Annotated in this window: 22 protein-coding genes; 12 read left to right on the top strand and 10 right to left on the bottom strand. The window is 62.8% G+C overall.

Translation table 11 applies throughout. From position 1 onward, the window contains the following. Window positions 1–12 precede the first annotated feature (12 nt). Window positions 13–1,530, bottom strand: coding sequence for a choline-sulfatase (gene betC / locus N805_RS22130; RefSeq protein ID WP_019473733.1), 1,518 nt, complete (start codon window positions 1,528–1,530; stop codon window positions 13–15). A gap of 109 nt (window positions 1,531–1,639) precedes the next feature. On the opposite strand from betC, the gene N805_RS22125 reads away from it, so the two are divergent. Then, window positions 1,640–2,539 carry a choline sulfate utilization transcriptional regulator gene (locus N805_RS22125; RefSeq protein ID WP_019473732.1) on the top strand — a complete coding sequence of 300 codons (900 nt, stop codon included), beginning with the start codon at window positions 1,640–1,642 and terminating at the stop codon, window positions 2,537–2,539. A 128-nt stretch (window positions 2,540–2,667) separates the two neighbouring features. Here N805_RS22125 and N805_RS22120 read toward each other — a convergent pair whose 3' ends face one another. Further along, window positions 2,668–3,222, bottom strand: a complete 555-nt coding sequence (locus tag N805_RS22120; RefSeq protein WP_019473731.1) for an NAD(P)H-binding protein — start codon at window positions 3,220–3,222, stop codon at window positions 2,668–2,670. Window positions 3,223–3,273: 51 nt separating this feature from the next. Between N805_RS22120 and N805_RS22115 the strand changes: the two genes are divergently transcribed. Then, on the top strand, window positions 3,274–3,606 hold the full coding sequence (locus tag N805_RS22115; protein WP_016497382.1) for a DOPA 4,5-dioxygenase family protein: 333 nt from the start codon (window positions 3,274–3,276) through the stop codon (window positions 3,604–3,606). Between the two features lie 111 nt (window positions 3,607–3,717). On the opposite strand, the gene trpA is transcribed toward N805_RS22115, so the two are convergent. Then, on the bottom strand, window positions 3,718–4,527 hold the full coding sequence (trpA, locus tag N805_RS22110; protein ID WP_019470348.1) for a tryptophan synthase subunit alpha: 810 nt from the start codon (window positions 4,525–4,527) through the stop codon (window positions 3,718–3,720). After that, window positions 4,524–5,741, bottom strand: coding sequence for a tryptophan synthase subunit beta (gene trpB, locus N805_RS22105; protein WP_019470349.1), 1,218 nt, complete (start codon window positions 5,739–5,741; stop codon window positions 4,524–4,526). The genes trpA and trpB overlap by 4 nt, the downstream gene beginning before the upstream one ends. Before the next feature lie 110 nt (window positions 5,742–5,851). Between trpB and N805_RS22100 the strand changes: the two genes are divergently transcribed. Further along, a complete protein-coding gene (locus N805_RS22100; protein ID WP_019470350.1) occupies window positions 5,852–6,748 on the top strand; it encodes a LysR family transcriptional regulator in 897 nt (298 codons plus the stop codon). Here N805_RS22100 and N805_RS22095 read toward each other — a convergent pair. Continuing rightward, window positions 6,745–7,068, bottom strand: a complete 324-nt coding sequence (locus N805_RS22095; RefSeq protein WP_019470351.1) for a DUF883 family protein — start codon at window positions 7,066–7,068, stop codon at window positions 6,745–6,747. The two genes, N805_RS22100 and N805_RS22095, sit on opposite strands and share 4 nt — an antisense overlap. Before the next feature lie 149 nt (window positions 7,069–7,217). On the opposite strand from N805_RS22095, the gene N805_RS22090 reads away from it, so the two are divergent. Together N805_RS22090 and N805_RS22085 are read left to right on the top strand one after the other, a co-directional pair. Next, the gene (locus tag N805_RS22090; RefSeq protein ID WP_016497387.1) at window positions 7,218–7,433 is read left to right on the top strand and encodes a dodecin; all 216 of its coding nucleotides are present in this window, start codon (window positions 7,218–7,220) and stop codon (window positions 7,431–7,433) included. A 101-nt stretch (window positions 7,434–7,534) separates the two neighbouring features. Beyond that, window positions 7,535–7,756 carry a DUF1161 domain-containing protein gene (locus N805_RS22085; protein ID WP_019470352.1) on the top strand — a complete coding sequence of 74 codons (222 nt, stop codon included), beginning with the start codon at window positions 7,535–7,537 and terminating at the stop codon, window positions 7,754–7,756. Between the two features lie 98 nt (window positions 7,757–7,854). Here the strand turns inward: N805_RS22085 and N805_RS22080 are convergent, their stop codons facing one another. Then, window positions 7,855–8,859 carry an LLM class flavin-dependent oxidoreductase gene (locus tag N805_RS22080; protein ID WP_019470353.1) on the bottom strand — a complete coding sequence of 335 codons (1,005 nt, stop codon included), beginning with the start codon at window positions 8,857–8,859 and terminating at the stop codon, window positions 7,855–7,857. 154 nt (window positions 8,860–9,013) lie between these two features. On the opposite strand from N805_RS22080, the gene N805_RS22075 reads away from it, so the two are divergent. Both N805_RS22075 and N805_RS22070 read left to right on the top strand, forming a co-directional pair. Further along, window positions 9,014–9,439 (top strand): OsmC family protein, encoded by a 426-nt coding sequence (locus tag N805_RS22075; protein WP_019470354.1) that lies wholly within the window; start codon window positions 9,014–9,016, stop codon window positions 9,437–9,439. 73 nt (window positions 9,440–9,512) lie between these two features. After that, on the top strand, window positions 9,513–9,746 hold the full coding sequence (locus N805_RS22070; protein WP_016497391.1) for a DUF1161 domain-containing protein: 234 nt from the start codon (window positions 9,513–9,515) through the stop codon (window positions 9,744–9,746). Between the two features lie 34 nt (window positions 9,747–9,780). Here N805_RS22070 and N805_RS22065 read toward each other — a convergent pair whose 3' ends face one another. Next, window positions 9,781–10,194: a hypothetical protein gene (locus N805_RS22065; protein WP_019470355.1), complete on the bottom strand. Its 414-nt coding sequence runs from the start codon at window positions 10,192–10,194 to the stop codon at window positions 9,781–9,783. Between the two features lie 55 nt (window positions 10,195–10,249). Continuing rightward, on the bottom strand, window positions 10,250–10,663 hold the full coding sequence (locus N805_RS22060) for a hypothetical protein (protein ID WP_019470356.1): 414 nt from the start codon (window positions 10,661–10,663) through the stop codon (window positions 10,250–10,252). Window positions 10,664–10,748: 85 nt separating this feature from the next. On the opposite strand from N805_RS22060, the gene N805_RS22055 reads away from it, so the two are divergent. Continuing rightward, window positions 10,749–11,822, top strand: a complete 1,074-nt coding sequence (locus N805_RS22055) for an aminopeptidase (protein ID WP_019470357.1) — start codon at window positions 10,749–10,751, stop codon at window positions 11,820–11,822. A gap of 132 nt (window positions 11,823–11,954) precedes the next feature. On the opposite strand, the gene N805_RS22050 is transcribed toward N805_RS22055, so the two are convergent. Both N805_RS22050 and N805_RS22045 read right to left on the bottom strand, forming a co-directional pair. Further along, entirely contained in the window at window positions 11,955–12,605 is a 651-nt protein-coding gene (locus tag N805_RS22050; protein WP_019470358.1) for an HAD family hydrolase, read from the bottom strand. 121 nt (window positions 12,606–12,726) lie between these two features. Further along, entirely contained in the window at window positions 12,727–13,275 is a 549-nt protein-coding gene (locus N805_RS22045) for a gamma carbonic anhydrase family protein (protein ID WP_016497395.1), read from the bottom strand. Window positions 13,276–13,377: 102 nt separating this feature from the next. Between N805_RS22045 and prlC the strand changes: the two genes are divergently transcribed. From prlC to N805_RS22025, 4 genes are all read left to right on the top strand, one after another. Next, window positions 13,378–15,429 carry an oligopeptidase A gene (prlC, locus tag N805_RS22040; protein WP_230685690.1) on the top strand — a complete coding sequence of 684 codons (2,052 nt, stop codon included), beginning with the start codon at window positions 13,378–13,380 and terminating at the stop codon, window positions 15,427–15,429. Next, window positions 15,426–15,707, top strand: coding sequence for a YheV family putative zinc ribbon protein (locus tag N805_RS22035; RefSeq protein ID WP_016484250.1), 282 nt, complete (start codon window positions 15,426–15,428; stop codon window positions 15,705–15,707). Before prlC ends, N805_RS22035 begins: the two co-directional genes overlap by 4 nt. Before the next feature lie 80 nt (window positions 15,708–15,787). Beyond that, the gene (locus N805_RS22030) at window positions 15,788–16,846 is read left to right on the top strand and encodes a PA0069 family radical SAM protein (protein WP_019470360.1); all 1,059 of its coding nucleotides are present in this window, start codon (window positions 15,788–15,790) and stop codon (window positions 16,844–16,846) included. A gap of 422 nt (window positions 16,847–17,268) precedes the next feature. Beyond that, complete coding sequence (locus tag N805_RS22025) at window positions 17,269–17,988, top strand: carbonic anhydrase (RefSeq protein ID WP_016497399.1); 720 nt, start codon at window positions 17,269–17,271, stop codon at window positions 17,986–17,988. The last annotated feature ends 140 nt before the right edge of the window (window positions 17,989–18,128 follow it).

Below are 18,128 nucleotides of genomic sequence, written 5' to 3'. Positions count from 1 at the left end.
CGGCCTCTCTTTTCAATCCAGGGGTGCGGGCTGTGGATAACGTGCCTTGCGCTCGAGGTCGTCGAGATCGATGTGGTTGCGCATGTACTGTTGGCTGGCGTCCACCAGCGGTTGGTGGTCCCAGCTTTTCAGCGTGCCGATGGCCAGCGCCTCGGCCACCAGGCGGCGCCGCCGCTGGCTGGCGAGTACCTGCTGGCGCAGGCTGGGGATATCCCAACGCTGTCGTGCTTCATCGACAAATGCCTGCAGCAGCGCCTGGTGGTCCGGGCTGCCGGTGAGGTTCTCCCGCTCGTGCGGGTCGCGGCTCAGGTCATAGAGTAGCCATGGGTCGTCTTCGCTGTACACGAACTTGTAAGGCCCGCGGCGGATCATCATCAGCGGGCCGACCGTGCCTTCGGCCATGTACTCGCCGATCACTTCATCGTGGCCGCCCTGCCCTTGCAGGTGGCCAAGCAGCGAGCGGCCGTCCAGGTGCAGGTTTTTATCCACAGCGCCGCCGGCCAGTTCTACCAAGGTTGGCAGCAGGTCGCAGGTCGATACCGAGGCACGCACCCGAGCCGCCGCAAAGTGCCTGGGCGCATGGATCAGCAGCGGTACCCGCGCCGACATCTCGAACCAGTGCATTTTGTACCAGAGGCCACGCTCGCCAAGCATGTCGCCGTGGTCGCCGGAGAACACGATCAGGGTGTCGTCGGCCAGGTTGCACTCTTCCAGGGTTTGCAGCAGCTGGCCGATGTTGTCGTCGATGTAGCTGCAGGCGCCGAAGTAGGCGCGGCGGGCGTCGCGGATCTTGTCCACAGGCAGCGGCTTGTTCCACAGGTCGTAGACCTTGAGCAGGCGTTGCGAGTGGGGGTCGAGTTCTGCCTGGTTGAACTCGGCGCGGGGCATGGGGATATCCACACCTTCGTAGCGGTCCCAGTAGCGCTTGGGGATGGTGTACGGGTCGTGCGGGTGCGTCATCGAAACGGTCAGGCAGAATGGCCGGCCATCGTTTTCGCGCACATGGTCGTACAGGTACTGGCGCGCCTTGAACACCACCTCCTCGTCGAAATCCAGCTGGTTGGTACGCACGCACGGGCCGGCCTGCAGTACCGAGGACATGTTGTGGTACCAGCTTGGGCGCACATCCGGTTCGTCCCAGTTCACCGCCCAGCCATAGTCGGCCGGGTAGATGTCGCTGGTCAGGCGCTCTTCGTAGCCATGCAGCTGGTCCGGGCCGCAGAAGTGCATCTTGCCGGACAGCGCGGTGCGGTAGCCCAGGCGGCGCAGGTAGTGGGCATAAGTCGGCACATCGGCGGGGAAATCGGCGGCATTGTCGTAGGCGCCGATGCGGCTGGGCAACTGGCCGCTGACCAGGGTGAAGCGTGACGGCGCGCACAGCGGGCTGTTGCAGTAGGCCGAGTCGAACACCACCGCCTGCTCGGCCAGGCGGCTCAGGTGCGGCATCTGGATGGGCGAAGGGGCGTAGATCGGCAGCAAGGGTGCGGCCATCTGGTCGGCCATGATGAACAGGATATTCGGCCGCGTCATGGTGGCTTCCATCGTTGAGGGTTATGCGACGTGTCTTGCCTACCAAGATGCAACTGTGGATAACATGGGTAAAGCCCATGGCGGGCAATGACTGGGATTAGCTGAACTTATGTTTGAGCACCTTTCCGAGCTGTCGCTGGATACCTTGCGTGTGTTCGAAGCCGCGGCACGGCTGCGGGGTTTTACCGCGGCGGCGCTGGAGCTGGGTACCACGCAGCCGGCAGTGAGCCAACAGGTGAAACGCCTTGAAGCCCAGCTTGGCACGCGCCTGTTCGACCGTATTTATCGGGGCATCGAGCTCACCGAGGCCGGCCTGCTGTTGTTCGAACAGGTGCACCAGGGCTTGCAAGCCATGGATGACGGCATTGGCCAAGCCAGCGGGCGCGGCCAGCGCGAAGTGCTGCAGGTGGCCACCGACTTTGCCTTTGCGGCCTTCTGGCTGATGCCCAGGCTGCAACGCTTTCACGAGGCTTATCCACAGGTGGATGTGAGCCTGGTGACCGGTGAACGCAGCCAGGGGATGTTGCGCCCGGACATCGATGTGGCGGTGCTGTTTGGCGATGGGCGCTTTCACCAGGGTGAAAGCCGCTGGCTGTTCGATGAGGAAGTCTTCCCGGTGTGCAGCCCCCGCCTGACGGATGGCAAACCCTTGTCAGCCGTGGCTTTGCAACGTTTGCCCTTGCTGCATTTGAAGGGCGAGCAGGCCAGCCGCTGGTTTGACTGGGCGGGTGTGTTTCGCGGGTTTGGCGTGGCCAGCCCACCGCCTGCGGGGCAGTTGCGGTTCGACAACTATACGTTGCTGATTCAGGCAGCGATTGCAGGGCAAGGGGTGGCGATTGGCTGGGGGCATCTGGTGGATGGGTTGGTAGAGCAAGGGCTGCTGTGCCGGCCGCTGGAGGGGAGTTTGCGCTCGCAGCGCGGGTATTACGCGGTGCTGCCGCCGCGCAAGCGGCGTGGGGCGCTGATCGAGCGGTTTGTGGGTTGGCTGGAGGATGAGCGCAGCCTTTGAGATTTGGGGCCGCTTTGCGGCCCATCGCGGCACAAGGCCGCTCCTACAGGGGACCGCATCAGCCGGTGCTGCGCGGTCGTTGTAGGAGCGGCCTTGCGTCGCGATGGGCTGCGCAGCAGCCCCAAAATCTAGACCACGAAGTTCAGATGCTCGCCCCGGTGCAGGTCCAGCTCCAGCATATCCGCCATCCCCGCCGCCACGCGTGCCCACCCTTCATCGGGCAACGCCTGCGGCGTATTGATCAAGGTCCAGTGCAAAGCACAGCGCTGCAACCCATCAACCACCTGGTCCACACATTCGCGCTCTGCCTCGCTGTACTTGGCCGGCTCATCCAGCACAGCGAAATCGCCCACCAGCAACAGCCGGCGTATAGTCGTACGCTCAAGCCCCGCCACCAGCGCCTCGCTCAGCCGTGCTTGCCCGGGCAAGTCACCTGGCGCCAGCGCAGACAACAGGGCAATCACCGCCGAGCCGCCTGCCGCGCCCTGCTCTGCCTGGTCGGCATCGTCCAGCCCGCCTATCTTGAAGTGCAGGCCCGGGCGTGCGGTGTGGCGGTTCAGGTCATCGACCACGGCGGTGACTTCGTGCTGGCGCGACAGCAGCTCGGCCATCAGGGCGTTGCCCAGGCTGCTTTCAGGCCCGAACAGGACCAGTTTGAACACTGGGGTTTCGGCGTTTTTCACTGCATCACTCCCTTGCAGGTGGTGATGGTTGGACCGCAATCAGGAGTTATCGTGCAAAGGATCAAGGGTTACCACGCCCACGTTTATTACGACGCAGCGACCATGGAACAGGCCCGCGAACTGTGCGAGGAGGCGGCGCGGCTGTTTCCCGTGACCATGGGGCGCATGCATCAGAAGCCGGTTGGGCCGCACCCGGACTGGAGTTGCCAGCTGGCGTTCGGGCCTGAAGTGGTAGGGGTGGTTTTGCCTTGGTTGGCGCTGTACCGCAAGGGCCTGGTGGTGTTCATGCACCCGGAAACCGGGGATGAACTGGCGGACCACCGGGATCATGCGATCTGGATGGGGGCCGTGCGGCCATTGAAGCTGTCGATTTTTGGTGGGTAGATTTGTATTGCCTGTGCCGGCCTCTTCGCGGCACAAGGCCGCTCCTACAGGGAGATCGCGATACCCTGTAGGAGCGGCCTTGTGCCGCGAACGAGGGCGGAGCCCTCGCAATCAATTGCGAGCTGAGCGCACCCGTTCAGCCAGTGCCGAGCACAGGCTGAGTACATCATTCACTGCCTGATCGGCACTCTTGGCCTGGGCAATCTTGTCGACCAGCGCCGAGCCCACCACCACACCATCCGCCAGGCGAGCGATGTTCGCAGCCTGCTCCGGGGTACGAATGCCAAAACCAACGCTGATCGGCAGATCGGTGTGCCGGCGCAGGCGGGCAATGGCCTCGGTCACGTGCTCGGTGGTCGCCGAGCCGGCACCGGTCACTCCGGCCACCGACACGTAGTACACAAACCCGGAGCTGCGCTCCAGCACGCGCGGCAGGCGCGCATCGTCGGTGGTCGGGGTGGTCAGGCGGATGAAGTCGATGCCTGCAGCCTGGGCCGGCGTAGCCAGTTCGGCGTCGTGCTCTGGCGGCAGGTCGACGATGATCAGGCCATCGACACCTGCTTCCTTGGCTTCAGCCACGAACGCATCCACGCCAAAGCGGTGGATCGGGTTGTAGTAGCCCATCAGCACGATTGGCGTGGTCTGGTTATCCACACGGAATTCGCGAACCATCTGCAGGGTTTTGGCCAAGGTCTGGCCAGCTTCCAGGGCGCGCAGGGTGGCCAGCTGAATGGCCACACCATCGGCCATCGGGTCGGTGAACGGCATGCCCAGTTCGATCACGTCGGCACCGGCTGCCGGCAGCCCCTTGAGGATCTGCAGCGAGGCGTCGTAGCCCGGGTCGCCTGCGGTGACGAAGGTGACCAGTGCCGAACGGCCTTCGGCCTTCAGTTCGGCGAAGCGTTGTTCAAGACGGCTCATGCCTGTTTCTCCTGGGCGGCCATGTGGTTCATGACGGTTTGCATGTCTTTGTCGCCGCGGCCCGACAGGCACACCACCATCAGGTGGTCCTTGGGCAGTTTCGGCGCGCGCTTGATCGCTTCGGCCAGGGCGTGGGAGCTTTCCAGCGCCGGGATGATGCCTTCCAGGCGGCAGGTGGCGTGGAACGCATCCAGCGCTTCGTCATCGGTAATGCTGACGTACTCGACGCGCTTCACTTCGTGCAGGTAGGCGTGCTCCGGGCCGATGCCCGGGTAGTCGAGGCCTGCGGAAATCGAGTGGGCGTCGGTGATCTGGCCGTCTGCATCTTGCAGCAGGTAGGTGCGGTTGCCGTGCAGTACGCCCGGTACGCCGCCGTTCAGGCTGGCAGCGTGCTTGTCGGTGTGCACGCCGTGGCCACCGGCTTCGACGCCGATGATCTGCACGCTTTGCTCTTCGAGAAACTCATGGAACAGGCCCATGGCGTTGGAACCACCACCGACGCAGGCAACCAGGCTGTCTGGCAGGCGGCCTTCCTTCTCTTGCAGCTGGGCGCGGGTTTCCTTGCCGATGATCGACTGGAAGTCGCGGACCATGGCCGGGTACGGGTGTGGGCCGGCCACGGTACCGATCAGGTAGAAGGTGTCTTCGACGTTGGTGACCCAGTCGCGCAGGGCTTCGTTCATGGCGTCTTTCAGGGTGCCGGTACCGGCGGTAACCGGGACGATTTCGGCGCCCAGCAGCTTCATGCGGAACACGTTGGCCTGTTGGCGCTCGATGTCGGTGGCGCCCATGTAGATCACGCACGGCAGGCCGAAGCGGGCAGCGACGGTGGCGGTGGCCACGCCGTGCATGCCGGCGCCGGTTTCGGCAATCAGGCGCTTCTTGCCCATGCGCTTGGCCAGCAGCACCTGGCCGATGCAGTTGTTCACCTTGTGCGCGCCGGTGTGGTTGAGCTCTTCACGCTTGAAGAAGATCTTGGCGCCGCCGCAGTGCTCGGTCAGGCGCTCGGCGAAGTACAGCGGGTTGGGGCGGCCGATGTAGTCGCGCTGGAAGTAAGCCAGCTCTTCGAGGAACTTGGGGTCTGCCTTGGCCGCTTCGTATTCGCGGGCCAGGTCCAGCACCAGTGGCATCAGGGTTTCGGCCACGTAGCGGCCACCGAACGAGCCGAACAGGCCATTGGCGTCGGGGCCGGGGCGGTATTGGGACTGGGTCATGGGGCGCTCCAGGGCGTAATGAATGAGTGATGGGCTTTACTCTAACCACGGCAAGCCCGGCTGAAAACCGATAAGATTGCGCAAACTTGTCAGAAAAACTCACAGGTACCATGGCCCACGACCTCCCTCCCCTGAATGCCCTGCGCGCCTTTGAGGCTACCGCCAGGCTTAACAGCGTTAGCCAGGCGGCTGAAGCGCTGCATGTTACCCATGGCGCTGTCAGCCGGCAGATCAAGGTGCTGGAGGAGCACCTGGGGGTGGCGCTTTTCGTCAAGGACGGGCGCGGCATCAAACTCACAGATGCCGGTGTGCGTCTGCGCGATGCCAGCGGTGAGGCCTTCGACCGGCTGCGCAGCGTATGTGCCGAACTCAGCCGCGATGTCAGCGAGGCGCCGTTTGTGCTGGGCTGCTCGGGCAGCCTGTTGGCACGTTGGTTTATCCCCAGGCTGGGGCGTCTGAAGGCGGAATTGCCCGAACTGCGCCTGCACTTGTCAGCAGGTGAAGGTGACCTCGACCCGCGTCGGCCAGGGCTCGATGCCTTGCTGGTATTCGCTGAACCCCCCTGGCCGGCGGATATGCAGGTGCATGTGCTGGCCGAGGAGCGTATCGGGCCGGTACTCAGCCCGCATTTTGCCGGCTTCGATCGCTTGCGCGACGCGCCCGCCAGTGCCCTGCTGGACGAGGCCCTTTTGCACACCACCTCACGGCCACAAGCATGGCCGACATGGGTTGGGCAACAGGGATTGGACCCGGCCGGGTTGCAGTACGGCCAGGCGTTCGAGCATTTGTACTATTTGCTGGAGGCTGCGGTTGCAGGCCTTGGCGTGGCCATCGCGCCACAGCCATTGGTGGCTGATGACTTGCGGGCCGGGCGTCTCAGCGCGCCGTGGGGCTTTTCACCTACCCGGGCAGCGCTGGCGTTGTGGGTGCCCCGGCGCGCCGCAGATGGGCGCGCCGAGCAGTTGGCGCAGTGGCTGCGCGGTGAATTGGAACGCCAGGCGGGTTAGTTGCGACGGGTCAAGAGATAGGCCGCCAGCAGACCGATGGCGCCAATCGCCACGCCTGCCGTGGTCACCGGGTGCTCCTGTGCATAATCACGGGTAGCAATGCCGGTCTGGCGGGTGCGGGTTTTCACTTCCTCGTAAGCATCGCTGAGCAGGCTACGCGAGTGTTTCAGCGCACTTTCGGCGTTGCTGCGGATTGCCTTCACCGACTTCTGGGACTCTTCCGAGGCGTCATGCTTGAGGTTTTCCAGGCTTTTCAGAAGGCTCTCGATCTCCGCTTCCATGCTTTCCAGGGATGTTTTACGCAGCGAGTTGCGGTGCATGTTGACTCTCCTTTGCAGTATGGGCTGTAAGGTTGCGACCCTTGGCCCGCGCGAAAGTGCGATCGAACTTTCACCTTGGCGGACGGCTCGCAGGTAAACCAGGCCTACCCTGCTAGGCTGAATTTCACCGTTATCCAAGGAGCGTGAACATGACTGACCATCACACGTACAAGAAGATCGAGCTGGTGGGATCCTCGCCAACCAGCATCGAAGACGCCATCAACAATGCCCTCGCCGAAGCCGGCAAGAGCATCAAGCACCTGGAATGGTTTGAAGTGGTCGATACCCGTGGGCATATTGAAGGCAACAAGGCCGCGCATTTTCAGGTCACGCTGAAGGTGGGCTTTCGTATCGCCAATAGCTGAAACACTGCCGGGCTGGATGATCCCGGCTTGATGGGGTATTCAGGAAAGGGGCGCCTTGGCGGGCGCTCTTTCTGATTTCATCTGCACAAGGAAAGCGATCGATGAACAAACTGATTCTGGCGCTTGGCCTGATGACACTGGCCGGTGGTGCGCTGGCGGCGGGCAAGCCGTGCGAAGAGCTGAAGGCGGAGATTGCCGCCAAGCTCGATGCCAAAGGGGTTACTGGCTACAAGCTGGAGGTCGTCAACAAGGGCGATCCGGCCGGCAAGGTGGTTGGTAGCTGTGAGGCGGGTACCAAGGAAATTGTCTACCGCCGCGGTTGATGCGTTTGCTTTTTCGCGGGCTCGCCCGCTCCCACAGGTAATACACAGGGTCAAGCACCCGTGCAGTCCTGTGGGAGCGGGCGAGCCCGCGAAGAAGGTCACTCAGTCTTGAGGGCCTGCGCCAACAGCTCATAGGACCGGATGCGGTCCGCATGCTCATACAGGTCACAGGTAAAGATCAGTTCGTCCGCCCCGGTCTGCTCCAGCAGCACCTCCACCTTGGCCCTTACCTTTTGCGGGCTGCCGATCATCGCCAGGCCCAGGAAACTGCCTACCGTATCCCGCTCATGGGGCAACCACAGCCCGTCCATGCTCTCTACCGGCGGCTTCTGCATCAGGCTTTGGCCGCGAATCAGCGCCAGGATGCGCTGGTACACCGAGGTGGCCAGGTATTCGGCCTTTTCGTCGGTTTCGGCCACCACCATGGGGATGCCCAGCATCACATACGGCTTGTCCAGCGTGGTCGATGGCTTGAAGTGGTTGCGGTACACGCGAATGGCCTCGTGCATGTAGCGCGGCGCAAAGTGCGAAGCAAAGGCATAGGGCATGCCGCGCATGCCCGCCAGCTGGGCGCTGAACAGGCTGGAACCGAGCAGCCACATCGGCACGTCAGTGTCGTGCCCCGGCACGGCGATCACTTTTTGATCATCGGTACGTGGGCCGAGGTAGCGCGACAGTTCCTCGACATCGTCCGGGAAGTCATCCGGGCCGCCAGCGCGGTCGCGGCGCAGGGCGTAGGCCGTCATCTGGTCCGAGCCCGGCGCACGGCCCAGGCCCAGGTCGATACGCCCCGGGTACAGGCTGGCCAGGGTGCCGAACTGCTCGGCGATCACCAGTGGCGCGTGGTTGGGCAGCATCACCCCGCCAGAGCCCACGCGAATGGTCGAAGTGCCACCGGCCAGGTAGCCAATCAGCACCGACGTCGCCGAACTGGCGATGCCGTCCATGTTGTGGTGCTCCGCCACCCAGAAGCGGTTGTAGCCAAAACGTTCGACGTGTTGCGCCAGGTCCAGCGAGTTGCGCAGCGACTGCGCCGGGCCGGCGTCGGCGCGCACGGGCACCAGGTCGAGGGTGGATATTTTCAGGTCACGCAGCTGCGTCATGGGAGCCTCCGCAAAGGTGGTTGGCCAGAGGCCTTTGTAACTCTGTATGGGCATATTCGGGGGATTCAATGTTTGCTGTGCGATTGGTCTGAACTTGCCGTAAGCGGCGGGCCTCTGAATCCATAACCACGTAACCGAATGACCAGGAGGCAGTATGAAAAAGACAGCATCGGCGATCTGGCAAGGTGGCTTGAAGGATGGCAAGGGCCTGCTTTCTACCGAAAGCGGCGCGCTCAAGCAGAACCCGTATGGCTTCAACACCCGTTTCGAGGGCACGCCCGGCACCAACCCGGAGGAGCTGATTGGCGCCGCGCATGCCGGCTGTTTCTCGATGGCGTTGTCGATGATGCTCGGTGAAGCAGGGCTGACTGCGGACCGGATCGACACCGCTGCCGAGGTGACGCTCGACAAGCTGCCGGATGGTTTTGCCATTACGGCCGTGCATCTGGTGCTCCGGGCCAAGGTACCGGGGGCAAGCGAGGCGCAGTTCCTGGAAATTGCCAACAAGGCCAAGGAAGGGTGCCCGGTGTCCAAGGTGCTGAACGCAAAAATCAGCCTGGATGCGGCGTTGGTGGGCTGAAGCGGCGCAACGGAGGCGGTTTGCTGTAGTCTAAACAGCGTCGGCAGCACGCTGCCTTTTCAGGAGCCGTTCCATGATTCGCGTAGCAATCGCCGTGTTGGCTTCCCTGGTCGCCACGTCCACGTTGGCGGCGGTCAAGCCGTGCGAGGAGCTCAAAGCCGAGATCGAGGCCAAGATCCAGGCTCAGGGTGTGCCGTCCTACACCCTGGAGATCGTGCCCAACAGTGAGGTCAAGGACCAGAATATGGTCGTCGGCACTTGCGATGGCGGGACGAAGAAGATCATTTACCAGAAGAATGATCGGTAAATTCGGGATTTTGGGGCCGCTTTGCGGCCCCGTCTCACGGAATGCAAAACACGTTGCTGGGCTCGTTCACCAGCACCGTGCGGCTGGCGTCGTACAGCAGCACCTGCGGCTCCATCACCGGCGCCCGCGCTTCCAGGCGATAACGCTCGCCGGCCTTGAAGTTGTCAAAGCGCACAGTCAGGTAGCAGGTTCGGTCCCTGGGTTGGGACATGACGCCGCCCGAATAGATTTCGTAATCGAAGCGCACCACCAGTTCGTGCTTGCCGGGCGTTACCTGAAAGTAACGGCCGTCCTCCAGGCGCTTGCCATCAAGGCGGTCGGCCATGATCACCCGGCCGGGGGTCATGGTGTAGAGGTCAACCCAGGCCTGCTTTGGGTCGACGGGGGGCAAGGGGCTGGCGCAAGCCCCCAGTGCACTGAGGGCGATCAGCATCATGGGCTGGCGCATGGCAAAACTCCCACTTGCGATTTACAAGTAACAAGCATAGCGCCGTTTGTGCGGTTCAGGTGCGTTGGCAGCCGGCAGGCAAGCCCTGCCCGACCATTTTCTGCTGGTCGTCGTAGAGCTTGATCCAGGGGCGAAAGCCGATACTGCCGGCGTGCAGTTGATAGCGCTGCCCGGCACTGAAGTCCTTGAAGGTCAGTTTGACCTGGCAATCGCGCCACAACGGCTCGTCGACCGGGCCGATATTGCTGGGGGTGACCGGGAACTGGTAGCGCACGGTCAGCTCGTGGCTGCCGGGCTGTACTTCGAAATAGCGGCTGTCGGCCCAGTCACGTTCATCGACCTGCACGGCGTCCAGCGAGGTGTTGTCGTAGGGGGTGAGGTCGATCCAGGCCTGGTTCGGGTCCGGGGCTGGCAACGTGGAACAGGCGGATATCAGCAACAGTGAACCGGCGACCAACAATGCACGCATGGCGAAACTCCCCCTTGGCGAGATAGTCTTGGAGCGAATTGGCCTTGAGCGAGTCAGACAGTCCCGGATGCTTCGACTTTTTCTTATGCAGCGCTCAGGCCCTGGGGCACTCGACCGCGTTTTCACCCGTTTGGTTCCCCTGCTGGGGGCGCTCCTGCTGAACGGTTGCAGCAGCGTGGCCTACTATGGGCAGCTGGCCGAGGGCCAATTGCAGCTGCTGCGTGCGCGACAGCCAGTCGGGCAGGTGCTGGCCGACCCGGCCACGTCACCGCAGTTACGCTCGCGCTTGGCGCACGCCGAACAGGCGCGGGTGTTCGCCAGCGAGCAGTTGAAACTGCCGGACAACCGTAGTTACCGGGTTTATGCCGACATAGCCCGGCCTTATGTGGTGTGGAATGTGTTCGCCACGCCCGAGTTGTCGTTGCAGCCGGTTACGCACTGTTTCCCAATTGCGGGGTGCGTGGCGTATCGCGGCTATTACCAGCAAGGTGCGGCGCGAGGTGCGGCGGCGTTGATGCGCCAGGAAGGCCTGGATGTGTATCTGGGCGGCGTGGAGGCTTATTCGACCCTGGGCTGGTTCGACGATCCGATCCTGTCGTCGATGGTGGGTTGGGGTGATGAACGCCTGGCGACGTTGATTTTTCACGAACTCGCTCACCAGCGCTTCTATGTGCAGGACGATACCGAGTTCAACGAATCGTTTGCCTCCTTTGTCGAGCAGGAAGGCACCCGGCAATGGCGTGCAGCGCGTGGGCTTGCCGCTGTTGGCGAGGAGCAGGGGCAGCAGCGTGACCAGTTCATCCGGCTGGTGCTGGCCAGCCGCGAGCGGTTGCAGGCGATATATGCCGGGCCGCTGGACGATGCCCACAAGCGGCTGGCCAAGCAGGCCGAGTTTGAGCGTTTGAGGCGTGAGTACCGGCAGGTGCGTGATGGCCAGTGGGGCGGGGACAAGCGCTATGACGCCTGGATGTATGGGCCGATGAATAATGCCAAGTTGTTGCCGTTTGGGCTGTATGACCAGTGGGTGCCGGCGTTTGCGGCGGTGTTTCGTGAGGTGGGTGGGGATTGGCTTCGGTTTTACCAGCGGGTCGAGCAGTTGGGGCGGTTGCCGATTGAAGAAAGGAAAGCGGCGCTGCAGCGTCTGATGGTCAGCCTGTGAGATTTTGGGGCCGCTGCGCGACCCATCGTCGGCAAGCCAACTCCCACAAGGACCGCACAAGGTTTGAATTTGATGCAGGACCTGTGGGAGCTGGCTTGCCGGCGATGGGCTGCAAAGCAGCCCCTAGAGCCCTCAAGCCTTGATGAATGCCTGATGCATCTCGGCCAAGGTCGCAAAGTGGTAGGCCGGCTCTTGCGCCATCAGCTCTTCCCGGCTACCAAACCCATACCCCACCGCCACCGCCTGCAAGCCATTGCTGCGCGCGCCGATCAGGTCATGCTTGCGGTCCCCGATCATCAGGGTTTGCGCCGGGTCCAGCCCTTCTTCATCCAGCAGGTGGCGAATCAGCTCGACCTTGTTGGTGCGCGTGCCGTCCAGTTCGCTGCCGTAGATCACCTTGAAGTGGTGGTCAAAGGCGAAGTGCCGGGCGATTTCGCGGGCGAATTCCCACGGTTTGGAGGTGGCGATGTACAGCGTGCGGCCCTGCCCGTTCAGGGCTTCAAGCAATTCCGGCACGCCCTGGAACACCAGGTTTTCGTACAGGCCGGTGACGCGGAAACGCTCCCGGTAAAAGTTCACCGCCTCCCAGGCCTTGGCTTCGTCGAAGCTGTAGAACTGCATGAAGGCTTGCAGCAGGGGTGGGCCGATGAAATGTTCGAGGCGTGCCAGGTCCGGCTCGTCGATGCCCAGCTTGGCCAGGGCATACTGGATCGAGCGGGTGATGCCCAGGCGGGGGTCGGTCAGGGTGCCGTCGAGGTCGAAGAGGATGTTTTGCTGTTGCATGTATAAGGTTCCACTTGAGTGCTGCGTTGCCTTCTTCGCGGGCTTGCCCGCTCCCACAGGTATGGCGCTGGCCCTGAAGGCTCCACGAAACCTGTGGGAGCGGGCAAGCCCGCGAATGCGGTCATTCCGGTTGGTCGTAGCCTTCGGCCAGGTGCTGGTCCTTGAGCTTTACGTAATTGCCGGCGCTGTAGGAGAAAAACGCGCGCTCTTTGTCGTTCAGCAGCCGGGCCTGTTTCACCGGGCTGCCCATGTACAGGTAACCACTGACCAGGCGTTTGCCCGGCGGTACCAGGCTGCCGGCACCGATGATCACTTCGTCCTCGACGATGGCGCCATCCATGATGGTGCTGCCCATGCCGACCAGGATGCGGTTGCCCAGGGTGCAGCCATGCAGCATCACCTTGTGACCGATGGTCACCTCGTCACCGATGATCAGCGGGAAGCCGTCCGGGTTGAACGGGCCGGCGTGGGTGATGTGCAGCACGCTGGCATCCTGCACGCTGGTGCGCGCACCGATGCGGATGCGGTGCATGTCGCCGCGCACCACGGTCATGGGCCAGATAGAGCTGTCTTCACCGATCTCCACGTCGCCCAGCACCACCGCCGAACGGTCGACGAAGGCACGTAGTCCAACTTTCGGAGTGTGTTGCTGGAAGCTTCGGATGGCCATGATAGCGTCTCTCATCTGCGCCGATAGGCAGGCTGCCTGCTGCGGTCGGCGTCGATTGTAATTAAGATGGAGCAGTGTTTCTTCTGCCAAGGTATCCAAACCGTGACTGCGAACAACCCGCTTCTGCAATCCCACGATCTGCCGCCCTTCTCGCAAATCCGTGCCGAACACGTGTTGCCGGCGATCGAAGCGATCCTGGCCGACAACCGTAAAGCCATTGCCGAGATCCTCGAAAAGCAGGCCAAGGCCCCTACCTGGGCTGGCCTGGTGCTGGCGATGGACGAACTGAACGACCGCCTGGGCGCGGCCTGGAGCCCGGTCAGCCACCTGAACGCGGTGTGCAACAGCGCAGAACTGCGCGAGGCTTACGAGTCGTGCCTGCCAGCGCTGAGCGCCTACTCTACCGAACTGGGCCAGAACCGTGCGCTGTTCGATGCCTACCAGGCTTTGATCAACAGCCCCGAAGCCGCCGGTTTCGACGTGGCGCAAAAGACTATTCTCGAGCATGCCCTGCGTGACTTCCGCCTGTCGGGTATCGACCTGCCGGCGGACATGCAGCAGCGCTATGCCGAAGTGCAAAGCAAGCTCAGCGAACTCGGCAGCCGCTTTTCCAACCAGCTGCTCGACGCCACCCAGGCCTGGACCAAGCACGTCACCGACGAAGCTGCGCTGGCCGGCCTGACCGACTCGGCCAAGGCGCAGATGGCCGCCGCGGCCCAGGCCAAGGGCCTTGAAGGCTGGCTGATCACCCTGGAATTCCCCAGCTACTACGCCGTGATGACCTACGCCAGCGACCGCGCCCTGCGCGAAGAGGTGTACGCCGCCTACTGCACCCGCGCCTCGGACCAGGGCCCGAATGCCGGCCAGTTCGACAACGGCCCGGTCATGCAGCAAATCCTTGACCTGCGCCAGGAGCTGGCCGAACTGCTGGGCTACGAGAACTACGCCGAGCTGAGCCTGGCCACCAAGATGGCCGAGTCCAGCGACCAGGTGTTGAGCTTCTTGCGTGACCTGGCCAAGCGTTCCAAGCCGTTTGCCGCCCAGGACCTGCAGCAGCTGAAGGCCTATGCCGCCGAGCAAGGCTGCCCGCAACTGGCCAGCTGGGACGCCGGCTACTTTGGCGAGAAGCTGCGCGAGCAGCGCTACAGCGTGTCGCAGGAAGCCCTGCGCGCCTACTTCCCGATCGACAAGGTGCTGGGTGGCCTGTTCAGCATCGTGCAGCGCCTGTACGGCATCGAAATTACCGAGCTCAAGGGCTTCGACAGCTGGCACCCGGACGTGCGCCTGTTCGAGATCAAGGAAAACGGCCAGCATGTCGGCCGCTTCTTCTTCGACCTTTACGCCCGCGCCAACAAGCGCGGCGGTGCCTGGATGGATGGCGCCCGCGACCGTCGTCGCACTGCTGCCGGCGAGCTGCAGAGCCCGGTGGCCAACCTGGTGTGCAACTTCACCCCGGCCGCACCCGGCAAGCCTGCGCTTCTGACCCATGATGAAGTCACCACCCTGTTCCACGAATTCGGCCACGGCCTGCACCACCTGCTGACCCGCATCGAGCATGCCGGTGTTTCCGGTATCAACGGCGTGGCCTGGGACGCGGTCGAGTTGCCAAGCCAGTTCATGGAAAACTGGTGCTGGGAGCCGGAAGGCCTGGCGCTGATCTCTGGCCATTACGAAACCGGCGCGGCCCTGCCCCAGGACCTGCTGGACAAGATGCTGGCGGCGAAAAACTTCCAGTCGGGCATGATGATGGTGCGCCAGCTGGAGTTCTCGCTGTTCGATTTCGAGCTGCACGCCAGCCATGGCGACGGCCGCAGCGTGCTGCAGGTGCTCGAAGGCGTGCGCGACGAGGTGTCGGTCATGCGCCCACCGGCGTACAACCGCTTCCCCAACAGCTTTGCGCACATCTTTGCTGGCGGTTACGCGGCGGGCTACTACAGCTACAAGTGGGCTGAAGTGCTGTCGGCTGACGCGTTCTCGCGCTTCGAGGAAGAGGGCGTGCTGAATGCCGAGACCGGCCGCGCCTTCCGCGAGGCTATCCTGGCCCGTGGCGGTTCGCGCGAGCCGATGGTGCTGTTTGTCGACTTCCGTGGCCGTGAGCCTTCCATCGATGCGCTGCTGCGGCACAGTGGCCTTACCGAAGGCGCTGCGGCGTGAGCGAGGTAGCTGTGAACAAGACCAAGAAACGCTTCATTGCCGGGGCGGTATGCCCCGCGTGCAGCGAGCCCGACAAGCTGATGATGTGGAGCGAAGACGACGTACCGCACCGCGAGTGCGTCGCCTGCGGGTTCACCGACACCCTCAACGAGCAGGGCTTGTCGGTGCCCAAGGAGCTCGGCACCCGGGTCAACCACCTGGCACCCAAGGCGGCGCCGGCCAAGGTGCAGACGGTGCAGTTCTTCCCTAATCCGAAGCTGAAGAAACCGACAGAGTAAGCACTGGCTGTCGGATCAGAGGCGCTGGTGGATTCATGGCAGCTGCGATACTGTATGTAAATACAGTATAGGGGTTAGCCATGAATCCTCCAGCACCACTAAAGGGCCGTGGCACGGCGCACAATCCGCACAACCGTTTTGCCCCCAACCATTCGGTGGTCGAGGACGACGGCTGGTATCAGGAAGTGCCCCAGACCCAGGGCACCGAAGTGCGTAGCGAGACGGCGAAATCGGTCATCTCCCGCAATACCTCGCCCGACCTGCCCTTCGACCGCTCCATCAACCCCTATCGCGGCTGCGAGCATGGCTGCATCTACTGCTATGCCCGCCCTTCCCATGCTTATTGGGACCTCTCCCCCGGCCTGGATTTTGAAACCAAGCTGATCGCCAAGACCAATGCCGCCGAAGTGCTCGCGCAACAGCTGAGCAAGCCGGGTTACGTGTGCGCGCCGATCAACCTGGGCTCCAATACCGACCCGTACCAGCCGATCGAGCGGGAGCAGTTGCTGACCCGGCGTCTGCTGGAAGTGTTGCTGCGTTTTCGTCACCCGGTGACCATCGTGACCAAGGGCTCGCTGGTGTTGCGCGACCTCGACCTGCTGGCCGAAATGGCCCGCCAGCGTCTGGCGCGGGTAATGATCAGCCTGACCACGCTGGACGACGACCTCAAGCGGGTTCTGGAACCGCGGGCGGCGTCACCCAGTGCCCGGTTGAGGGCCATCCGCGTGTTGCGCGAGGCGGGTGTGCCGGTGGGTGTGTTGTGTTCGCCGATGATTCCGATGATCAACGACAGTGAGCTGGAGCGCTTGCTGGAGGCCGCCAAAGAAGCAGGCGCACAGAGCGCGGCCTACATGATGCTGCGCCTGCCACTGGAGGTGGCGCCGCTGTTCGAGCAGTGGCTGCAGGACCATTACCCGCAACGGGCGGCCCATGTGTTGAGCCTGATCCGCCAGAGCCGGGGCGGCGAGCTGTATGACAGCCGGTTTGGCGCGCGCATGCGCGGTGAAGGGGTATTTGCCGAGCTGTTGGCGCAACGGTTTGCCAAAGCCATGAAGCGGCTGGATTTTGAAGGGCGCGAGGCGCAGACGCTGGATTGCTCTGCCTTCTGCCCGCCCGGTGGGCAGATGCCCCTGTTTTGATCTTTGAACAGATCACAGTTTTTGTGGGAGCGGGCGTGCCCGCGAACACCGGCGCAGCCGGTGCCATATACCGAGTTGCCCTTTTCGCGGGCGCGCCCGCTCCCACAGGTACTTTGCAGGCCTCAGGTTCCCACATGGGGCCTATTGCCAGCCCTCAATACAACTAATCCGAGTTAATAATTGCGCTAATACATATTGGCAGTTGATGTTTTTTTGCTATTATCCAGATCCCGCCTTTTATATCTGGAACGCCCGTTCTAGAGCCTTCGAATTAAGTTTCAGTTAAGTTTTCCCCGCTAGCGTAGGCAATCAGTCCACACCGACTGTGATCTATGGCCCGTGCGTGTCATCTAAAACCCTGCATAGCCAGAATCTTTCCCCGGTAAAATGGATTTACCAACACACCGTCAAGAGGATGAATCATGCCCGTCAAGGACCCATCCAAGGTCGTTCCGGAGGTACCCGCCGAGGGCGCCGATGCCGCCCTGAAGCACATCGTCGACGGCTTCCTGCGCTTTCACCATGACGTCTTCCCCGAACAGCAAGAGCTGTTCAAGAAGCTCGCCACTGCGCAAACGCCGCGTGCCATGTTCATCACCTGCGCCGACTCGCGCATCGTCCCCGAGCTGATCACCCAGAGCTCGCCTGGCGACCTGTTCGTGACCCGTAACGTGGGTAACGTGGTACCGCCCTACGGCCAGATGAACGGCGGCGTTTCCAGCGCTATCGAATACGCCGTGCTTGCGCTGAAAGTGCACCACATCATCGTCTGTGGCCACTCCGACTGTGGCGCCATGCGTGCGGTACTCAACCCGCAATCGCTGACCAAGATGCCGACTGTTTCCGCCTGGCTGCGCCATGCCGAAGTGGCGCGTACCGTGGTCGAGAACAACTGCTCGTGCGGTACCGAACACGAAACCATGCAGGTGCTGACCAAGGAAAACGTGATCGCCCAGTTGCATCACCTGCGCACCCACCCTTCGGTTGCCTCGCGCCTGGCAGCTGGTGAGCTGTTCATTCATGGCTGGGTTTACGACATCGAAACCAGCAAGATCGAAGCCTACGACGCCATCAGCGACAGCTTCCTGCCCCTGGCTGCTGGCGAGCCGGTCCCCTGCGCTACTCCGAGAGGCCGCTACTAAGCGACCCATCCACCGCTAGAACCTTGATAGCCGGCTGCACCCTGTAGGGGTGTGGCGCGGCCTTCTGCTGCCTTGAATTCCCTGACTGCCTTGCCGGCAAGCCCGCTGGCTGCCCGCGCTTGCGCGCTCGTCAGGGGCAA

The sequence above is a fragment of the Pseudomonas putida S13.1.2 genome, from assembly GCF_000498395.2.
GTDB classification, from domain to species: Bacteria; Pseudomonadota; Gammaproteobacteria; order Pseudomonadales; family Pseudomonadaceae; genus Aquipseudomonas; species Aquipseudomonas putida_Q.
Note: the sequence above shows the minus strand (reverse complement) of the source record. Positions and strands in the feature narration are given on the sequence as shown.